Origin of the sequence: Micromonospora sp. DT229 (assembly GCF_049844505.1) — a bacterium.
Classification (GTDB): Bacteria; Actinomycetota; Actinomycetes; order Mycobacteriales; family Micromonosporaceae; genus Micromonospora.
Genome location: NZ_JBNCLD010000008.1, coordinates 61,492 through 81,620, shown reverse-complemented (window position 1 = coordinate 81,620; position 20,129 = coordinate 61,492). Strand labels below are relative to the sequence as shown.

Sequence of the window (20,129 nt, the reverse complement as noted above, 5' to 3'; positions counted from 1 at the left end):
ACCTACTTCCAGCGCTGGGGGTACCCGGGCAGGTCGGTGCAGCCGCACATCGCGTAGTGCAGCGGCGGCATGTCGGCGTCGAGGTAGCTGTCCAGGTTCTCCTGAGTGATCGTCGGCTGGGGCAGCTTCCACGGGCTGGACACCGGCTGGCCGTCGAGGACCCGCAGGGCCGCGATGATCGGGGTGCGCCACTGGTAGGTCGGGTAGGTCGGTGCGATCGCGGTCAGGCCGGCCTCCTTCCACACCTTCAGGAAGTCGAGCTGGTCCTCGCCGTTGATCGGAGGCACCGGCTTGCCGGCGTCCTGGAAGGCCTCGACGGCCGCCACCGCCACCGCTCCGGCGTCCATCCAGACCCCGTCGATCGTGCCGTACCGCTGGAGGTAGTCGTCGACGATCTTCTTGGTCTTGGCCGGGTCGCCGTCGGTGAACTCGACCCCGACGACCTCCACCCCGGCCTTGTCGAAGGCGACCTTGGCGGCGGACCAGCGGGTCTCCAGCACGTCCACCCCGGGCAGGATGCGCAGGGCCAGCAGCTTGCCGCCGGGCTTCATCCGCTGGCTGACGAACTCGGCCCCGACGTGGCCGAAGCCGTACCCCCCGATGGGGTTGATGACGGTCACCGGGCAGTCGGTGTCGACGCCCCGGTCGAAGACGATGACCGGCAGGCCGGTGCGGCAGGCCGCCTCGACCGCCGGGGTCAGGGTGGCGGTCGTGTTCGGCGAGACGATCAGGGCGTCGCAGTCCCGGCCGAGCAGGTCGTTGAGGTCGGCGATCTGCTTCTGGTCCTTGCCTTCGGCCTCCACGTGCACGAACTCCCTGATCCGGTCACCCTGCGCGGCCACCTCGGCCTGCATGGTCTTGAAGCCGACCTGCCGCCAGGGGTTGTTCAGGGCCGCGTTAGAGAAACAGATCTTGTACGGGCCGGGCTTCTTGAAGTTCGCGGTCTCCGTCATCGTCGGGTTGAGGGCCTGCTCCCACGGCTTGTCCGCCGGCCCGGTCGCCGTGGCGTCCAGCAGGGCCAACTCGGCGTCGTAGTCGGCCTGGTCGAAGAACTTCGACTGCTCGCCGGTGCCGGCGCCCGCCGGTGCGGACGCGGTGCCCGATCCGGTGGCCACCGGGGTGTCGGTGGCGCAGCCGGCGAGGGTCAGCAGGGTCACCGCGGCTAGCGCGGCCAGGCAACGTTTCAACGGAGGTCCCCTTATCTGGATGAGAGACGCCGGGCCGTGACCGCCACGGCGATCAGGATGATGGCGCCCTGCACGCTCGGTCGGAGCGCGCCGGAGACGCCGGAGAAGTTCATCAACGCGAAGAGCAGTTCCAGGGCCAGTGCGCCGAGCATCGCGCCGAGCACGGAACCCCGGCCGCCCCCCAGGGCGACCCCACCGAGGACGACCGCGGTGATGGCACCGAACTCCAGGCCCGCACCGGCCTGGAAGGACACCCCTCCGTAGCCGCCGATCAGGATCGCCGCGACCGCCGCGACCAGGCCGCTGAGGACGAAGGCGATGGTGCGGGTACGCCACACCCGTACCCCGCTCAGCTCGGCGGTGCGGGGGTTGTCGCCGACGGCGACCAGGGTCCGACCGAAGTCCGAGCGCATCAGCAGCACGGCTGCCGCCGCCACGACCAGCAGGACCAGCAGGGCGTACGGAACCCGGCCGAGCACCGGTACCTCCTCGACGGCGCGTCGGCCCAGTTGGCGGAACTGCTCGCTGAGACCCCCCTTGGGGGCACCGTCGGACCACAGGTAGACCGCGCCGACGAGGATCAGGAACATGCCGAGGGTGGTGACGAAGGAGGGCACCCGCAGCCGGGTGGTGATCAGACCGTTGACCAGGCCGACGAGGGCGCCCCCGGCGAGCAGCACCAGCACCACCGGCCAGGTCCGCGACCCGTCGCTGTCGATCAGCCGGGCGGCGACCACGACCTGCGCGGTGACCAGGGAACCGACCGAGAGGTCGAACTCGCCGGAGACGATGACGAAGTACTGGCCGGCGGCGAGCAGGATGATCGGCGCCGACCGGCCGAGGAAGGACATCAGCGAGGGCGGGGTGAGGAAGTCGGGCTGCCGGATCCCGATGAGGACCAGCAGCACCACCAGCAGCGCCAGGATCGGCAGGAGTCCACCGGGCCACCGCCACAGGGCGCGGCGGGCGACGGTCTGGGTGCTCACGGGGCCGCCTTCCGCAGGGTCCGCCGGGCGTAGACGGCCACCGCAGCGATGATGATCACGCCTCGGACGACCTGCTTGGCGAAGGAGTCCACCGCGAGTTGGTTGAAGATGGCGTCGATGCCGGCCAGCAGCAGCACCCCGCCGAGGGTGCCGACGACCCCGCCCCGTCCGCCCGCCAGGGCGGTGCCGCCGATCACCACCGCAGCGATCGACTCCAGGTCGTAGAGGCCCTCGGTGCCGACCCGGGGTGATCCGGAGCCGAGTCGGCTGGCCAGGTAGATCCCGGCGAGCCCGGCGCACAGGGAGCAGAGCACGTGGGCGGTCACCCGGACCCGGTCGTTGCGGACCCCGGAGAGCCGGGCGACCTCCGGGTCACCGCCGACGGCGACCAGGTGGTGACCGAACCGGGTCCGCGACAGCAGGAGCCAGCAGGCCCCGGCGACCAGGAGCAGCAGCAGGAAGGCCAGCGGTACGGGTCCGACTCGCTGGTAGCCGAGGGTCTGTACCAGGGCCGGGGCGGTGCTGCCGGCCGGACCGTCGTACCTGCTGTCCAGGTAGCCCTTGAGCAGCAACCCGACGCCCAGGGTGGCGATGAAGGAGTTGATCCGGAGGGTGGTGACCAGCAGCCCGTTGAACAGCCCGACGCCGGCACTGACGAGCAGGGTGAGGCCGACGGCGGGCAGCAGGGCTCCGTCGCGGCCGTTCATCGTCTCGGCCGCCACCAGGGTGCTCAGGCTGACCACGTACGCCACCGACAGGTCCAGCGAGCCGCCGAGGATGACCAGGGTCTGCCCGACCGCGACGAACCCCAGCCCGGTGGCGACATGCAACAGGCTCACCGTGGTCGACTGGTTGAACAGCTGCCCGCCGTCGATCGCGACGACCAGCCAGCCGATCGCCAGGGTCAGGCCCAGGGCCACGAACACCCCCGGCACCGGTCGGCGAGCGGGCGACAGGGGCAGGGCGCTCACGCCGCCGTCTCCCGTACCGTCCCGACCGCCAGGGCCAGCACGTCCTGCTCGGTGGCCCCGGCGGGCAGTTCACCGGCGATCCGACCGTCGCGCATGACGATCATCCGGTCGCTCATGCCGAGCAGCTCGGGCAGCTCCGAGGAGATCATCAGCACGGCCGCGCCTTCGCGGGCGAGTCGGCGGACGAGGTCGTGGATGGCCGACTTCGCACCCACGTCGATGCCCCGGGTGGGTTCGTCGAAGATCAGGATCCGCGGGTCGACGGCGAGCCAGCGGGCCAGGACGACCTTCTGCTGGTTGCCGCCGGACAGGTAGCGGATCTCCTGGTGGTCGCCGGCCGCGCGGACCTCGACGGCGGCCAGCAGGTCCCGCACCCGTACGGTGCGGGCGGCGCGACCGGAGCGGCGGGCGAATACCGCGCGGCCGGCCAGCAGGGCGTTGTCGAGCACCGACTGGCGGGCGACGATCCCCTCACCCTTGCGGTCCTCGCTGACGTAGGCGATCCGGGCCCGCATCGCCGTACGCGGGGAACGGATCCGGATCGGGGTACCGTCCAGGGTGATCTCGCCCGTGGTGAAGGGCACCGCCCCGAACAGGGCGCGGGCCAGTGCGGAGCGCCCGGAGCCCTGCAGGCCACCGACGCCGAGCACCTCCCCGGCGCGCAGCACCAGGTCGATGTCGCCCAACTTCCGGTTACCGCCCCGGCGTACGACCAGCCGGGGCGGGCCGATCTCCTGCCGGGTGGCCCGGTCCGGGTAGTAGTGCGACAGGTCCCGCCCGACCATGTGCCGCACCAGGTCGGCGGGGGTGGTGTCGGGGGTACCCAGGGTGGTGACCCGTCGACCGTCCTTGAGCACGGTGATCCGGCTGGACAGGTCGAAGACCTCGGTGAGCCGGTGCGAGACGTAGAGGATGCCGATGCCCTGCTCCTGAAGGCGGCGTACCAGGCCGTAGAGCAGGGCCACCTCGTGGTCGGCCAGGGCGGCGGTGGGTTCGTCCATGATGATCAGTCGGGCGTCCAGGGCCAGGGCCTTGGCGATCTCGACGACCTGCTGCTGGGCGACGCTGAGCCGGCTGACCGGAGCCTCGGCCGGCAGGTTCGTCTCTCCGACCGAGGCCAGCAGGCGCCGGGTCGAGGCGATCATCCGCCGCCGATCGACCAGGCCACGGCGTACCGGCTCGTGGCCCAGGTACACGTTCTCCGCGACGGTGCGCTCCGGCAACAGGTTGAACTCCTGGTGGATGATGCCGATGCCGGCCCGCTGGGCCGCGCGAGGGCTGTGGAACACCTGTGGCGCTCCGGCCAGGTGGATGGTGCCAACGTCCGGGGAGTACACCCCCGAGACGATCTTCATCAGGGTGGACTTGCCGGCGCCGTTCTCGCCGACGACGGCGTGCACCTCGCCCGCCGCGACCTCCAGGTCGATCCCGTGCAGGACACCGACGCCGAGGAAGGACTTGCCGATGCCGCGGAGGGCGAGCAGGGCGTCCGGGCCTCGATCTGGCATCGCCAATCCTCACGCATAGTAGTCATGGGCTGGGGCTCGTCACGGCATCCGGCTATCATCCGGCCGCCGACCCGCCCGGTTCCCGCCTGACAAGCGGCACTTTGTGTGGTCGTGCTCAAACTTTCGCTTGACATGACCAAAACATCACACGTATGAAGATAGATGTTCGGGTATGAGTTCGCAATCCCCTACCTGGCAGCGAGTTTGGATCTAGCGACAGGCCAGGTGAGGGCGCATCGCGGTGCATCCGGAGGGCAGGTCACCGCGGTGCGCGGCATCGCGATGTTGTCGCTAACATCCGCGATCTTCTATAAATAGAGCTCCAGTCCGGCCCCTGACCACCACGGGACAGTCGCCGCCCGGACATGACGCTGCGTGACCACCGGCGAGGCCACCTGCCGGCAGGACGACGCGACGGTGGCCGACCCGCACCACACCACCACAGGTAGCTCCGCCCGCCCCGAAGGAGACGCTATGCGTCGTAGAACACCAATCATCGGTGTGATCGTGGGTCTGTTACTGGCCCTCGCGCTGGTGAATCCCGCATCGGCGGCGCCCGCCTTCCGGGCGCTGTTGTTCACCAAGACCACCGGCTACCGGCACGACTCGATTCCCGCCGGGGTCTCGATGTTCCAGCAGCAGGCCGCGGCCGACAACTTCGAACTGGTGCACAGCGAGGACTCGTCCGTCTTCACCCCGGCCAACCTGGCCACCTTCGACGTCCTCATCATGTTCCAGACCTCCGGCATGGTCTGGACCTCGGCCGCCCAACGCCAGGCCGTGGAGGGGTACCTCGCCTCCGGCAAGGGGATCGTCGCCGTCCACAACGCCACCGACATGGGCATCGAGGGCGAGTACCCCTGGTGGGACCAGACCATCAACGCCGGTGCCCACATGCCCGAGCACTCCCCCGGGGTACTGCCCGGAACCGCGATCGTGGCCGACAAGAAGCACCCCTCCACGGCCAGCCTGCCGGACCGCTGGAACCGCAGCGAGGAGTGGTACAACTTCGACAAGAATCCCCGGGGCGACGTGCACGTGCTGGTCACCGCCGACGAACGGACCTACAACCCGGGTTCCCGGGCGATGGGCCCGGACCATCCGATCTCCTGGTGTCGCAGCGTCGGCGGCGGGCGGGTCTGGGCCACGGCCATGGGTCACGCCATCGCCTCCTACAGCGAGACCCACTTCCGCAACCACGTGCTCGGCGGGGTCAAGTGGGCCGCCGGCAACCAGCCCGGCGACTGCGGCGGCACCGTCTGGGGCAACTTCGAGAAGCGCACCCTGGACGACAACACCGTCGACCCGATGGCGTTGGCGGTGGCACCGGACGGCCGGGTGCTCTACGTCCAACGGGGCGGCCAGATCAAGATCTTCAAGCCGAGCACGAACAGCACGGTCACCGCGGGCAGCCTCAGCGTCTACACCGGGGGCGAGGACGGGCTGACCGGGCTGGCCCTGGACCCGAACTTCGCCACCAACGGGTACGTCTACCTGTACCACTCACCGGCCAACAGCAGTACGGACATCAACCGGGTGTCCCGCTACACCCTGACCGGTGACACCTTGAACATGTCCAGCGGGGTCACCGTCATCGACATCCCCGCCTACCGGGACCGGACCTATCCGGAGCCCGGACACACCGGCGGGTACCTCGACTTCGGTCCGGACGGCAACCTCTACATCGGCACCGGCGACGACGTGGCGCCGAACCTCGACCCGAACTGGCAGGGCTACGCCCCGCTGGACTGGCGACCCGGTCGACACATGCTCGACGCCGCCCGTACCGCCGGCAACACCAACGACCTGCGGGGCAAGCTGCTGCGGATCCGGCCCTCGGCCGGCGGCGGGTACACCATCCCGTCCGGCAACCTCTATCCGCAGGGCACCGCGCAGACCCGCGCGGAGATCTACGCGATGGGCTTCCGCAACCCCTTCCGGTTCTCCATCGACCCGGCCAACGGCTGGGTCTACCTGGCCGACTACGGGCCCGACCGCAATCCCCCGACCACCAACCGGGGCCCGGAGGGTCTCGTCGAACTCAACGTGATCAAGGCACCGGGCAACTACGGCTGGCCCTTCTGCCACGGCGACAACCAGCCGTACGCGCCGTACAACCCGGACACCGGCGCGGTCGGCGCCAAGTTCAACTGCTCCGCCCCGGTGAACAACTCCCCCAACAACACCGGTCTGACCAACCTACGGCCGGTGGTCGCTCCCAACATCTGGTACGGCTACGGCACCTCGCAGACCTTCCCGGAGCTGGGCTCCGGGGGCTCGGGGCCGATGGGTGGACCGGTCTACCGGTACGACCCGGCCAACCCCTCGGCGACGAAGTTCCCGCCGTACTACGACGGGGTGCACTTCCTCTACGAGTGGTCCCGCAGCTACATCAAGGAGGTGCACTTCGACTCGGCCACCGCGGTCACCCGGACCAACCCCTTCCTGTCGACCAGCCGGTTCAACAAGCCGATGGACCTGGAGTTCGGCCCGGACGGTTCGCTGTACCTGCTGGAGTGGGGCACCAACTTCGGCGGCGGCAACAGTGACTCCGGCCTGTACCGGATCGACTACGTCCAGGGTGGGCGCTCCCCGATCGCCAAGGCCACCGGCACCCCGACCAGCGGCAACGCCCCGTTGACTGTGCAGTTCTCCAGTGCCGGGTCGATGGACCCCGACCCCGGCAACACGATCAGCTACCAGTGGACCTTCGGCGACGGCACCACCTCGACGGCGGCCAACCCGTCGAAGGTCTACACCAGCAACGGCAACTACACCGCCCAGTTGAAGGTCACCGACAACACCGGCAAGAGCGGCTTCGCCAACGTCCAGATCACCGTCGGCAACACCGCTCCGGTGGTCACCATCACCACCCCGGCCAACGGGGGGATGCTCACCTTCGGCGATCGGGTCTCGTACCAGATCAGTGTCTCCGACCCCGGCGGGGCACCGGTCGACTGCACAAAGGTCTTCCTCAACCCCGCCCTGGGCCACGACGACCACGCCCACGAGACCACCGACTATCCCGGCTGCTCGGGCACCATCCCGACCGACCTGCTCGGCGGGCACCCGGACGGGGCCAACCTGTTCTACGTGCTCAACGCCCGGTACACCGACAACGGCGGTGCGGGTGGGGCGGCGCCGCTCACCGGTCACGCGCAGGTGATCCTCCAGCCCAAGCACAAGCAGGCGGAGTACTACAGCAGCCAGTCGGGCACCCGGATCATCGATCAGGCGGGCGCGCAGAGCGGCAAGCGGATCGGCGACATCTCCAACAACGACTGGGTGGCCTTCACCCCGATGAGCCTGTCCGGGATCACCACGGTCAGCTACCGGCTCTCCTCGCCCTCGGGCGGCGGCACGATCGAGCTGCGGGCCGGTTCACCCACCGGTACGTTGCTGGCCACCACACCGGTGCCGAGCACCGGAGGGTGGGACAACTACCAGTCCACCCCGCCGGTGAACGTCACCCCCCTGGCCGGTACCCACACCCTGTACCTGGTCTTCAAGGGCAGCGGCAACAACTGGTTCGACCTGGACTCGCACACCTTCGGTGGGGCCGGGGTCGGCACCGGCGGCCCGGTAACCCCTCCTCCCGGTGACGGGGTGGCGGGCAGAACCTGGACCCTCACCGCCTTGCACAGCGGCAAGCTGATGGATGTCAGCGGGGTCTCCACCGCCGACGGCGCCCAGATCCACCAGTGGGCGGCCACCGGCGGCAACAACCAGAAGTGGCAGGCGGTCGACGCCGGTAATGGCGCGGTCTACCTGAAGGCGGTGCACAGTGGCAAGTGCGCCGAGGTGATCGGTGGCTCCACCACGGCGGGTGCCTTCCTCCAACAGGCCACCTGCAACAACAGCAACCAGCAGAAGTTCACCGCCACTCAGACCAACACCTCCGGGGTTTACACGGTGCGGAGTGTGCCGAGCGGTCTCTGCCTGGATGTCAACTCCGCCGCCACCACCGACGGGGCCCGGCTGTTGCAGTGGAACTGCCACGGCGGCACCAACCAGCAGTGGCGGTTCAGCCCGGCCTGACCGGCCATAGCTGACCGGTGACAGCACCGATCGGGACCGGCGTCGCACCACGGCGCCGGTCCCGACACCGCTGGTTCCCGAGTCGCTCAGGGGAGCAGGCGGCGCCCCTCCCAGGTTCCGTACTCGGCCAACGGGCGGAACCGCATGAACGCGGATTCGTGGTGGAAGTCCCGGCGACGCTGTTCCACCATGGCGACGGCGTGGGTGTCAGCCTGCGGGACGGCGCTACGGCCGTGGACCATGTCGGTCATCTCGCGGACGCTGCGCCAGATCGTGAAGGTGGAGAAGGTGTGGGGCGGGCGCATCGCCGCAGTGGCGAAGGTGGTGCCGGGGTGGCTGGCGACCAGACGCTCGACCGGCCGCCCCCACTTCAGGAACCGGGGCAGTTCCGGAAGCTTGAGCCGGGCGAGAGTGACCGCCACCATCGGCTCCTCCGGATCCCACCGGCCCGCCTGCACCGGCAGGCCGGCGAGCGCAGCCACCTCGCCGTAACGCCGCAGGTACTGCAATCGCACATGCCATCCGTCGGCGAGCCGCCGCCCCAGCGCGTCGTCTGCGAGGAACCGCTCCAACGCCGATTCGTCGTCCCACTCGGCGAACATCGCGGCTGGGAGTGCCAACATCACGAAGGCATTTATGGGTTTGTATGGGATTTCCCCACCCTGCCCCCCACCGCGCGACCCTCGGCAACAAGACCCGCCCGCAGACGAGCGCTAGGCGGTTTCACAAGCGCTGGGGAGAAAACGATGCTGAGATTGCTACCGCGAAAACGCCGAGCACGACTCGGGCTGATCGGTGCCACGATCGCGGCTGTCCTACTGACGATGGGAGTCCTCGCCGGCAGTACAGCGGAGCAACCCGCCACACAGGAGAATCTCCTGGCCTGGCATGCGCAGATCGTCGAGGCCCCGCGGCCATCGCTGGACGGGTGCTTCGACGCGACCTATCCCAAGGTGGTATGGCGGGAGACCGCGTGCGTGGACCAGCCGGCGATCCCGATGTCCCCGAACCGCGTACCGGCTGCGCGGCGGGACATCGGTGGTGGCAACGGGATAAGCGTCGTGACGGAGCGACCCGCGGATGCCGGTGACATCACCAGGGCGACCGGCACGTTCGAGGATGTCAAGGACAAAGACCTGCTGACGGTGAACTCCTCCCCGACCAGCGGGCCGGCGATGGCGAACAGCTACACGCTCCAGCTCAACACCAACCGCCTCAAGGTCAGGGAGTGCGCCAGTTCACCGACCCCCGCGTTGTGTGAGGGCTGGAAGCAATTCATCTTCGCCAACACCCCGCAAACCGTTCCGAATGAGCCACCCAGCCGTCTCTACATCGACTACTGGTTGCTGGCTTACAACCCGGATGCGAGCCAGGGCAAGCCCTGCCCGAGGGACTGGACTGAGGTCCCAGACGACGGCGAGGTCCACTGCTGGCTGAGGCGCGAGAGGGCGGCGGGCCCGCTTCCTTACGTACCGATCAGGAACATCGCACTTCCGGGCTTCAAGCTGGAAGCGCAGACGCAGACAATCGGCGCGGACACCGTCGTCGACGTGGTCACGTTCAACGATGGAAACCAGAACGCCGCCTCGACGTCCAGTTCGGACGTCCTCCACGTCCTGCCAGGGGAGCCGGGGCCGGACCAGGCGGGACCGGGATGGACGCAGGTCGAGTTCAACGTGTTCGGCTTTGGCAACGGATCCACAGCCGTCTTCAACAAGGAGGCCGACTTCAACCTTCGCACGACGATAGTCGACGGCAGTCCGAAGGCGCCCGTATGCAAACAAGTCGGCTTCAGCAAGGAGAGGAACAACCTCAACTTCGCCATACCGAGTGCGACCCCCACATCGCCGGCGCCAGCCCTCATCATCAACCAGGCAGCCAAGAATCGGGAGCTGGCGGGCTGCAGGGCCGCCGTCGCCGTCGGCGACACTCACCAGTACACCTTCGCCGGCACCTACTACGACTTCCAGGCTACGGGTGACTTCGTCGAGGCACAGACCGGTACCACGTTCGAGGTGCAGACACGCAAGAAGTCTGGCGCCCCGACCTGGCCCAACGCATCGATGAACCAGTCAGTCGGCGTGCGGATGGGCAACACCAGGCTGGCGGTGTGCGCCGGGACCCGTCTGGTCGTGAACGGAGTCGACACCAACCTGCCCTCCGGCGAGTCACTGCTGCTTTCCAGCGGAGTGGCGATCGACCGGGTGGGCGACGTCTACACGTTCAGGGACCCGTCCGGCAACCTCGTCCGCAGCACCGCCATCGCCGGCACCGTCCCGTACGTCAACCTGGGCATCAACCTGGGGTCCGAGACCGCGGTGGTGCGGGGCCTGCTGGGCAACCACAACGGTGACCCCAACTTCCTCGAAGCCAGCAACGGCGACCCCCTGCGCGTGCCACTCTCCTTCGCCGACCTGTACGGGGTCTTCGGCAACAGCTGGCGGGTCAGCCACACCACCTCACTGTTGCGCTTCTGTGAAGCCGTCGACGTGGGCAACCCGGCAGCGCCGTTCTACTCCCACAACCTCCCCGCGGATGTTCTTCAGCGGGCGAAGGAGTACTGCGCCACGCTACGCCTCGAGCCGATGTGGAATGTCTCGTGCGAGCTGGATGTCGCCGTACTTGGCCGCAAGGGTGCTGATGTCTTCGTCGGACTTCAAAAGGCCCCGGTGGACGGCAACCCCAGGCCACCATCCCCGTCCCCATCGCCCACCGGAGGCAACAGTGCCTGCCGGATCGCCTACACAGCCAACTCCAACGCCGCGTCCGCCAGCTTCACCGGCAACGTGACCATCACGAACACCAGCAACACTCCCGTGAACGGGTGGACGCTGACTTTCTCGTTCACGAACGGGCAGCGGATCACCAGCAGTTGGAACGCCGGCGTGACGCAGTCCAACGCGTTGGTGACGGCACGGAACCTCAGCCACAACGGCACGCTCGCGCCCGGCGCCTCCACGTCGTTCGGCTTCCTGGGCAACAGCGGAATCTCCAACCCGCCACCGGTGGGGTGGACGCTGAACGGCTCCCCCTGCACCACCTGACCCACGGGGTTGGTCATTCTCGACCACTCCCGTAACACGAGATCCCCGGGTTGGGAGCCACCGGGCGGGCTTCCCGGGGATCTCGCTCAGGTGTGGATGCCGGCGTCGTCGAGGGCGGTGAGGCAGGCGCGGATCTGGTCGACCTCGGGCGTACCGAGGTCGGTGAAGATGGCGAGGGCATGGTGGTAGTGAGCACGGACTTCGTCGGGATGGCCGAGGGCGCGGTGGGCATTGGCCAGCCCAGTGTGGGCGCGGGCTTGCTGGTCGCGGGCACCGATCTCGGCGGCGATCCGCTGCGCGGCGGTGTGATGGCGATGAGCGTCGGCGGGGCGGCCTGCGGCGAGCGCGGCCTCGCCGATGCCGTTCAGCGCGTATGCCTCGCCGTGCCGGTCGCCGGTCGCCCGCAGGATCGTCAGGGCCTGTTGGTGGTACTCGGCGGCCTTGGCGGGCTCGCCGCGAGCAGCGTGTAGGGTGCCCAGCCCGTCCAGCGTCCAGGCTTCGCCGTTGCGGTGCCCGGCATGACGAAACAGGACAAGCGCCTGGGCCAGGCTTTCGGCGGCCGCCGCATGCCGGCCCAACCGCGTGTCGACCTCCGCGAGGTTGACCAGCGACACCGCCTCGCCGGACCGGTCTCCGGTCTCTCGGAACAGGGCGAGCGCCTGCCGCAGGTGTGTGGCGGCCTCGCCGTACTGACCCGCCTTCTGTTCGATGTCGCCGAGGTTGGTCAGCGTGCGGGCCTGACCGACCTTGTTGCCGGCTCGCCGGTGCAGGATCTCGCCCTGCGCGAAGTGGGCGGCGGCCTCGCGGTAGCGGCCGAGCCGCTGTTCGGCGATGCCGAGGTTGGTCCGGGTCCGGGCCTGCCCGGGAGCGTCGCCGGTCTGTTCAAACAGGAGCAGGGCCTCGGTGAAGTGTTCGGCTGCGGCCTGGTGCTGGCCGCCCCAGAGGTGGGCGACGCCAAGGTCGGTGAGGGCGTGGGCCTGTTCGGTGACGTCGCCGATGCGGCTGGCGGCACGGCGGGCGTGACTGTGGACGGTGATGGCGTCGCTGCTGTGGCCACCGGCGAAGTACTGGACCAGGACGCGGGAGAGCCGGATCGCATGGGTGGGCCAGCCGTGGGTGGCGGCGTGGGCCACGACGGTGACCAGGGATGGCCGTTCGGTGTCGAGCCAGATGCGGGCGGTGTCCGGGTCGGTCAGCTCGGGGACGCGGGTACCGGACGGGACGACGTGGGGTCGAAGATGCGCCTGGGCGGGGTGCAGAGCGTCCATCGCGGAGGCGGCCGTCGCGAGATAGTGATCGAACAGGCGGGTCAGGGCGGCGCGACGGTCGCGTGGGCGGACCTCGTCGTGGGCTCGGGTGGTGGCGTACGTGCGGACGAGGTCGTGGAAGGTGTACCGGCCCGCGTTGGACTGGTGCAGCAGGTGGTCGCGGCACAGGCGGTCCAGATGGGCACGGGTGACCTCGATGTCGGCGCCGGTCAGGGCAGCCGCGGCGTAGGCGTCGCTGTCCTGCCCGGGGTGCAGCGCCAGCAATCGGAGCAGCTGCCGCTGGTCGGCGGGCAGGCGGTGGTAGGACAGGTCGAGGGCGAGCTCGACACCGGTTTCCAGGCGTCGCTGGTCGTGGCGTTCGTCGAGCCGGTCGGCGTGATCGGTGAGGGTCCAGTCGGGTGTGGCCCGCATGTGTCCGGCCGTCAGGTCCAGCGCCAGCGGCAGGTAGCCGCAGCGCCGTGCGATACGGGCGGCAGCGGTGCGATCGTCGCCCACCGGGACCTGGCCAGCGGCGTGGGCCAGGTATCGAACGGCCTCGTCCGCCGCGAACACGTCGATCACCAACTGCGTGGCCGAGGGCAGGTCGGACAGGCTTCGCCGGCTGGTGATCACGGTGAGACAGCCGGGCACCTCGGCGAGCAGCGGGCGGAGTTGGTCGAGGTCGGCGGCGTTGTCCAGCACGATCAGGGTGCGGGTACCGGCGAGCCGGTCACGGTAGGCCGCGGTGCGGGCCTCGAGAGCGTGGGGGATGCGCTGCGGCGGTACACCGAGCAGCCGCAGGAAGCCGTCCAGGACGGCGGCCGGGTCCGCTGGAGGTCGAGCGGGGTCGGGGTGAAATCCGCGCAGGTTGACGAAAAGCGCCCGATCAAATTGACGTTCCCGGATGAGAATATGCCCAGCGTGAATGGCTAGCTGGGTCTTACCGACGCCAGCCATCCCCTCTATCGCCGAGATCGCCACCGCGCCGTTGCGGCCGGGAGCGCGGCGGAGCTGATCGAGTTCGGCGGTACGACCGGTGAACCCGGCCAGGTCGGGTGGAAGCCCGTCCTGGACCTGTACCACCACGGCGGCCAGAGCCTCCCCGCCGACCACCCGCAGCGCCTGGCGCCACTGGTGCACGTACCCCTCGTCCGGGTGCAGTGCCTGCACGACCGCGGTCACGAGGTCGGTGTTCAGCCGTCGCCGACCGGGTTTGAAGCAGTCCACGACCGTGGGTCGCTTGGTCAACTCGCCGGTCGGGCGACCGGCGGCCCGCCACGCGTTGTTGACCTGGCCGGTGATCCATTCGTAGGACGGGTTTCCCGCCCAGACCTTCAACGACCGCAGCCCTGCGACCAGCTCATCCAGCGTGCGGGCCCGACCCGGGTCGGGCATTGCGGCGGACGCATCCTCCGCTCGGGTAGCGGTCATCGATAGTCCCACATATACATTGACGTCTAGAAATATCTAGCTCATTGTAGCCGCGCCGGCGCGGAGGGCGCCCCCTACGAAAGGCGGACCCCGCTGGGCCCGGCCTGAGCTCATCCGGCCGGGCGGTGGCCGCTCTCGGCACGCTGGTCGCGGCAATAGCGGATGGTGTGACGCCGTTACTTCAGGTTCACGGTTCATGGTCGTCGCCGGAACTATGGCGTAGCTCGAGCCCCTTCGCAGCGTGGCCACGGGCGTTCAGCTCCAATCGGGCGGCGCTTGAGCGTAGGCGGGTGGTAGGTGAGGCCAGCTCAGCGGGCGGCCGTCGAGTTGACCTGGTGGGCTGATCGCGCTCCACCCGTTTCCGAGAGCTGTCCGGTAGGTGTCGGCTTGGCGCTTCGGGTCATCGCCCGCGCTCTGCCTGGCCGGCATGATGCCTTGATCGAGCAGCCATCGTGCCGTCCTGGCGAGGGATACCGAGACATGGGTGGCGTCGCCGGTGCGGGCGCGTCGACCCAGTGCGGCCAGTGCACCAGCAGCGATGAGGTAGCCGGTGGCGTGGTCGAGCAACTGACAGGGCAGAGCGCCGGGTTGGATGCCATCCGTGCTTGTGGCCCAGCCGATGCCGGTGGCGATCTGCACCAGGCTGTCGAAACCGCGCCGTGTCCCCCAGGTTCCCGCCGTTCCCCAAGCCGAAAGCGTGACGACGATGGTGCCGGGGTGCCGGTCGGCAACTTGGTCAGGCTCCAGACCGAGACGGCGCAGCGCTCCGGGCCGGTAGCCGGTCACGAGAACGTCGGCTTGGTCGAGAAGGCGATGCAGCGCTTGACGGCCGTTCTCCGTGCTGGCGTCCAGGCTTGTGCTTGCCTTACCGATCACTCCATCGACGGCATGCAGCGCCAACTCCGGGCGATGCGGATCATCGACTCGTAGCACGTCGGCACCGAGCGCGCCCAGCATTCGGGTACCAACGGGGCCGGCGATGACTCGTGTCAGATCGAGCACCTTCACCCCCGACGCCGGAAGCCGGCCCGGTTCGGCCAGCGGCAGCGACCCGTGACTGAGCGGCACCATGCTCACGAGCGGAGACGTCCCCATCGCGCTGTTTTGATCGTCTGCTTGCCACTGGGCCTGCGTACGAGCCGCCACGGCCAACCCTCCCGCGGCGTACACAGCACGCTCAACCTCCAACGCCGGGCACGCAGCAATGACGTCAGCCAACCGCGCCTGAACCTCGGCGTCACGATCGTCGTGCACACCGAGGGACGCCAGCAGAGCCGTCCGATGCCACGGGTAGTTCGCATGTGTACGCACCCAACCGTCCGCAGCCCGCCACAATCGAGACAGCGGAGCGAAGCCATCGATCCCCCGCCCATCCGCGTCGCGAAGCCAAACCTCGCTGCGCATCGCCGCCGCCACATGCGCCCTGTCGAGTGCGATATCAGGCCGGCGACCGGTGCGCGCAGAAGCCAGATCAGCGGCAGCAGTGAGACAGGCGGCCACGGACACGGTTGCGCATTCGGCGACTGCGAGCGGTGACGCCAGCACCGCCGGCTGTGGATCTCCGGCCAGCCGGGGCCCGGCGATATCCATCAACCCCAGCTCTGCCAGTACGCCGTCCAACAGAGTCACCATGCAGGCACCCTTCCAGAGTCGTGGGGAGCGTCGCGACGCACGTCCTCGTCTCGGCAAGGTCGGACGTTGCGGGAGGCGGGGCTGCGGAGACCACCGAGGCGAGCGTCGCTCCTCAGGCCCGGCAGACGATCTCGCCGTGCAGCACGGCGAACCAGGCATCCGCTGCTTCGGCCCACTCCCGCCAGCCGTCCGAGATGTTGCGTAGGTCCTGCGCCGTGGCGACGCCTGCGGTCAGCACCTGTCGGGCCAGGTCCGAATTCAGGATCCGCTCGGCCCACATCCCGCCCCACCATTGCCGGTCCTCCGGCGTGGCGAAGCACCAGGTGCTCGCCGTCGCCCTGACGTCGGTGAACCCGGCGGCGTGTGCCCAGGAGAGCAGACGCCGACCGGCGTCCGGCTCGCCTCCGTTGGCGCGGGCGGCCTGCTGGTACAGGGCGAGCCAATCGTCGAGCGCCGGCACGCGAGGAAACCAGGTGAACGCCGCATAGTCGCTGTCCCGCGCGGCGACGATTCCACCGGGACGGCAGACCCGGCGCATCTCGCGCAGCGCCTGGATCGGATCGGCGACATGCTGAAGCACCTGGTGGGCGTGGACGACGTCGAACGTACCGTCGGAGAGGTCCAGCGCGTGCACGTCGGCGACCGCGAAGTCGATGTTGCCCTGACCACGGGCCTCGGCCTCCGTGCGGGCGAGTTGGAGTGCGTCGTCGGTGATCTCGACGGCGGTGACTCGTCCGGGTGCCACGCGGGCGGCCAGGTCGACGGTGATGGTGCCCGGTCCGCAGCCGACATCGAGCACCGACGAGCCCGGCGCGAGGTGCGGCAGCAGGTATGCCGCCGAGTTCTCGGCGGTACGCCACCGGTGTGAGCGCAGCACCGACTCGTGATGTCCGTGGGTGTAGACGTTCGGTGCGGCTGGCATGCGCGAATCCCCTCGATCGACTACCGCAACCCTAACCAACCCATCCCACTATCCGGTAAGAGTTTCCCACAATACGAACCCCGCCGATTCAACCTCCTACGACAGGTTCAGGGAAAGTGGCCGGACCCTCATGACGCCACCGTCCGGTGGATCTGTCCGTCGGGCTCGTGGTTGTCACGGGACGCTGGGGTGGGTGCCGCGACGGTCCACCGCCGGTTGGGAGGTACCCCGTCGGCCTCCGCCAACAGGCGGCGGCCGGCTCGCTCCGGGCGTACGTGCGGGCCCTCGGACGCCGACGGCGGCAGACGCCGGTCGGCGGCGGAGATGCGCTGTTCGTCGACGTGGATGCCGAGCCCCGGCGAGTCGCCGAGGACGAAGGCACCGTCCTCGACGTGCAGGTCGACGGTGAGGCCGACCGGTGGACGCAGATCCTGCAGCTCGCTGGTCAGGTGGTTCGGCACCGAGGTCGCCGCGTGCAGCAGCCCGACCGGGCTGTTGCCGATCGGGCTGATCGGCAGGTCGTGCGCGTGGGCCAGGGCCGAGGCCCGCAGGAAGTGCGTGACACCCCAGACGGCGGCCGTCTGGACGATGTCGATCGCGCCGGTGGCGATCAACGGGCGGTACTGTTCGAGCCCGGTGAGGTTTTCGCCGGTGGCGACCGAGGCGCGGATGCCCCTGCCGACCGTGGCGAGACCTTCGGCGTCCCAGCGTCGGACGGGTTCCTCGATCCAGATCAGGTCCAGCACACGTTCGATCTCGCTGACGTGTCGGACCGCCTGTTTGCGGGTCCACGCCTCGTTGACGTCGAGCATGAGACCCGGCCTGCCGCCCTGACCTGCTTCGGTCAGCACGTCCCTGATCAGGCACAGCCGGTGCAGGTCGCGCTCGATGTCCAGGCCGCCCTTGAGTTTGGCGGCCCGTAGACCGTACTGGGCGTACTCCTGGTATGCCATGACCAGTTCGTCGTCGGTGAGGCCGATGTCGAGACCGGACGCGTAGGCCGGGACCCGCCGGTCACGGCCGCCGAGCAGCCGCCACAGCGGCTCACCGGCGGCCTGCGCCTTGATGTCCCACAGGGCGGTGTCGAGCGCGCCGATGGTGCCGAAGACCGGGCCCGCGTGCCCGGCCTTGAAGGTGTGCCGCAGCATCCGGTCGTAGAGCGCGGTGACGGCGCGGGGGTCCTCGCCGTCGATCGCCGCGAAGATCCGTTCGATCTCCACGGACGGGCCGATGCCCACTCCGCGGATGCCCTCGTCGGTGTCGACGACGACGATCGGCACCGGGACCACCCCGTCGGCGAAGACGCCGTTGGCGTCGCCCACCGGACGCCCCCATTCCTGGACGGTGGTCAGGGTCCGATATCCGGTGATCCGCATGTCAACCCTTCGTGGAGCCGGCGGCGACACCGTCGGCGATCTGACGCTGGAGGAAGAGGTAGACCACCAGGACGGGGATGGCGGCGATCAGTACGCCGGAGGCGAAGGTGGGGATGTCGTCGGAGTACTGCCCCCGCAGCGAGGTCACTCCGACCATGAGGGTGCGGTGCTCGGCCGAGGGCATCATCACCAGCGACATGAGGACGTCGTTCCAGCAGAACAGGGCGTTGAGGATGCCGACCGACAGCAGGGCCGGGGTGCCCAGGGGAATCATGATCCGGCGGTACACCCCGTAGCTGCTGTTGCCGTCGATCCGGGCCGCGTCGATGATCTCCGACGGGATGGTCCGGTAGTAGCTGGTCATCAGGAAGACCGTGAAGGGCAGGAACTGGGCGACGTAGACCAGGATCAGCCCGGGGTAGGTGTCGATCAGGGCGGTGTCCGCCATGATCCGGGCCAGCGGCACCATGATCACTTGGAAGGGTACGAACAGGCCCGCCAGGCAGCCCAGGAACAGCGCCGAGGATCCCCGGAACCGCAGCTGGCTCAGGGCGAAGCCGGCCATCGAGCCGAACAGCAGCAGCAGGAGCACCGAGAAGGTCACCACGACCAGCGAGTTGACGAAGTACCGCCCCATCCCCACGCTGGTCCAGGCCGTGACGATGTTGTCCCAGCGCAGGGCGTCGGCCAGGGCGAACCGGTCCAGGATGTAGTCCCGGCGGGTCTTCATCGCGACGTTGACGGTGAACAGCAGGGGGTAGATCGTCGCCAGGGCCAGCAGGGACATCGGCAGGGCGATCAGCCACCGCCCACGCAGGTGGGACATCAGCTCTCCTTCCCGGCCCGCCTGAGCAGGTGGATCTGCAACAGCCCCACCACGAGCATGATCACGAAGAGCGCGGTCGAGGCGGCCGAGGCCAGGGCGGGGCGGTTCATCTGGCCCTGCTGGATCCAGATGTAGTACTCCGGCAGGTAGGTGGAGCCCTCCGGGCCGCCACTGGTCATCACGTACAGCAGACCGAACATCGAGGTCAGCATCCCGATCATCGTGGTCACGAAGACGAACTGGATGGTCCGGGACAGCCCCGGGACGATGACGTGCCGGATGACCTGGGGCAGGGAGGCCCCGTCCACCCGGGCCGCGTCCAGCAGGGCACTGTCCAGCGTCGCGAAACCGGCCAGGAAGACCACCAGGGACATGCCGAACGTGGCCCAGACATGCACGCCGACCACCACGAACTTGGCGATGTCCGGGTCACCCAGCCAGTCGGTCGGCGGGACACCTACCGAGCCGAGGACTGTGTTGAGGGGGCCGTCGAAGGCGAGCAGCAGGTTGAAGATCGCCCCGACGATGACCGGGGAGAGCACCGCGGGGAAGAAGTAGACGCTGCGGTACACCCGGTGACCCGGTACGCGCAGGTAGATGAAGGTGGCCAGCAGCCCGGGGATGGCCACCGCCACCGGCAGCAGCAGCACCAGCCACCCGACATTGCCCAGGGCGGTACGGAACAGCGGATCCGCCAGCAACTCCCGATAGTTGTCCAGGCCCACCGCTGTGCCGTTGCGCACCCCGTCGCCGGTGAAGGAGAAGTTGACCCCCAGCACCAGCGGATACAGCCGCAGCACCACGATGATCAGCACGGCCGGGGCGACCAGGAGGTAGGGGGCCAGGCGCTCGCCGCGCGGTCGGCCCGAGGCGCCGCGCCGGACCCGACGACGTGAGGTGTCGGTCGCCGCCGGGTCGGCCCGTCCGGATCTCACCGGACGGACCGACGGCTGCGTCCTTC

At 69.0% G+C, this 20,129-nt stretch carries 13 protein-coding genes; 2 read left to right on the top strand and 11 right to left on the bottom strand.

Features of this window, described 5'->3' with window-relative positions:
• Window positions 1-2: 2 nt before the first annotated feature.
• Genes ACLQ2T_RS14970 through ACLQ2T_RS14955 form a run of 4 tightly spaced genes read right to left on the bottom strand, consistent with a single transcriptional unit; the run spans window position 3 to window position 4,652 of the window.
• Window positions 3-1,187 carry a substrate-binding domain-containing protein gene (locus tag ACLQ2T_RS14970; RefSeq protein ID WP_425766725.1) on the bottom strand — a complete coding sequence of 395 codons (1,185 nt, stop codon included), beginning with the start codon at window positions 1,185-1,187 and terminating at the stop codon, window positions 3-5.
• A gap of 11 nt (window positions 1,188-1,198) precedes the next feature.
• Window positions 1,199-2,173 carry an ABC transporter permease gene (locus ACLQ2T_RS14965; RefSeq protein WP_425766724.1) on the bottom strand — a complete coding sequence of 325 codons (975 nt, stop codon included), beginning with the start codon at window positions 2,171-2,173 and terminating at the stop codon, window positions 1,199-1,201.
• On the bottom strand, window positions 2,170-3,144 hold the full coding sequence (locus tag ACLQ2T_RS14960; RefSeq protein WP_425766723.1) for an ABC transporter permease: 975 nt from the start codon (window positions 3,142-3,144) through the stop codon (window positions 2,170-2,172). Before ACLQ2T_RS14960 ends, ACLQ2T_RS14965 begins: the two co-directional genes overlap by 4 nt.
• The gene (locus ACLQ2T_RS14955) at window positions 3,141-4,652 is read right to left on the bottom strand and encodes a sugar ABC transporter ATP-binding protein (protein ID WP_425766722.1); all 1,512 of its coding nucleotides are present in this window, start codon (window positions 4,650-4,652) and stop codon (window positions 3,141-3,143) included. Before ACLQ2T_RS14955 ends, ACLQ2T_RS14960 begins: the two co-directional genes overlap by 4 nt.
• Before the next feature lie 507 nt (window positions 4,653-5,159).
• Between ACLQ2T_RS14955 and ACLQ2T_RS14950 the strand changes: the two genes are divergently transcribed.
• Window positions 5,160-8,690 (top strand): ThuA domain-containing protein, encoded by a 3,531-nt coding sequence (locus tag ACLQ2T_RS14950; RefSeq protein WP_425766721.1) that lies wholly within the window; start codon window positions 5,160-5,162, stop codon window positions 8,688-8,690.
• An 86-nt stretch (window positions 8,691-8,776) separates the two neighbouring features.
• Here the strand turns inward: ACLQ2T_RS14950 and ACLQ2T_RS14945 are convergent, their stop codons facing one another.
• Window positions 8,777-9,313: a hypothetical protein gene (locus tag ACLQ2T_RS14945; RefSeq protein ID WP_425766974.1), complete on the bottom strand. Its 537-nt coding sequence runs from the start codon at window positions 9,311-9,313 to the stop codon at window positions 8,777-8,779.
• Window positions 9,314-9,514: 201 nt separating this feature from the next.
• Between ACLQ2T_RS14945 and ACLQ2T_RS14940 the strand changes: the two genes are divergently transcribed.
• Window positions 9,515-11,734 carry a cellulose binding domain-containing protein gene (locus tag ACLQ2T_RS14940; RefSeq protein WP_425766720.1) on the top strand — a complete coding sequence of 740 codons (2,220 nt, stop codon included), beginning with the start codon at window positions 9,515-9,517 and terminating at the stop codon, window positions 11,732-11,734.
• Between the two features lie 86 nt (window positions 11,735-11,820).
• On the opposite strand, the gene ACLQ2T_RS14935 is transcribed toward ACLQ2T_RS14940, so the two are convergent.
• From ACLQ2T_RS14935 to ACLQ2T_RS14910, 6 genes are all read right to left on the bottom strand, one after another.
• Entirely contained in the window at window positions 11,821-14,412 is a 2,592-nt protein-coding gene (locus ACLQ2T_RS14935) for a tetratricopeptide repeat protein (RefSeq protein WP_425766719.1), read from the bottom strand.
• Window positions 14,413-14,667: 255 nt separating this feature from the next.
• Window positions 14,668-16,044 (bottom strand): CoA transferase, encoded by a 1,377-nt coding sequence (locus ACLQ2T_RS14930; RefSeq protein WP_425766718.1) that lies wholly within the window; start codon window positions 16,042-16,044, stop codon window positions 14,668-14,670.
• Window positions 16,045-16,156: 112 nt separating this feature from the next.
• On the bottom strand, window positions 16,157-16,966 hold the full coding sequence (locus ACLQ2T_RS14925) for a class I SAM-dependent methyltransferase (RefSeq protein ID WP_425766717.1): 810 nt from the start codon (window positions 16,964-16,966) through the stop codon (window positions 16,157-16,159).
• 128 nt (window positions 16,967-17,094) lie between these two features.
• Window positions 17,095-18,342 carry a mandelate racemase/muconate lactonizing enzyme family protein gene (locus ACLQ2T_RS14920; RefSeq protein WP_425766715.1) on the bottom strand — a complete coding sequence of 416 codons (1,248 nt, stop codon included), beginning with the start codon at window positions 18,340-18,342 and terminating at the stop codon, window positions 17,095-17,097.
• A gap of 1 nt (window position 18,343) precedes the next feature.
• Window positions 18,344-19,168, bottom strand: coding sequence for a carbohydrate ABC transporter permease (locus ACLQ2T_RS14915; protein WP_425766713.1), 825 nt, complete (start codon window positions 19,166-19,168; stop codon window positions 18,344-18,346).
• The gene (locus tag ACLQ2T_RS14910; RefSeq protein WP_425766712.1) at window positions 19,168-20,103 is read right to left on the bottom strand and encodes a carbohydrate ABC transporter permease; all 936 of its coding nucleotides are present in this window, start codon (window positions 20,101-20,103) and stop codon (window positions 19,168-19,170) included. The genes ACLQ2T_RS14915 and ACLQ2T_RS14910 overlap by 1 nt, the downstream gene beginning before the upstream one ends.
• Window positions 20,104-20,129: the final 26 nt, after the last annotated feature.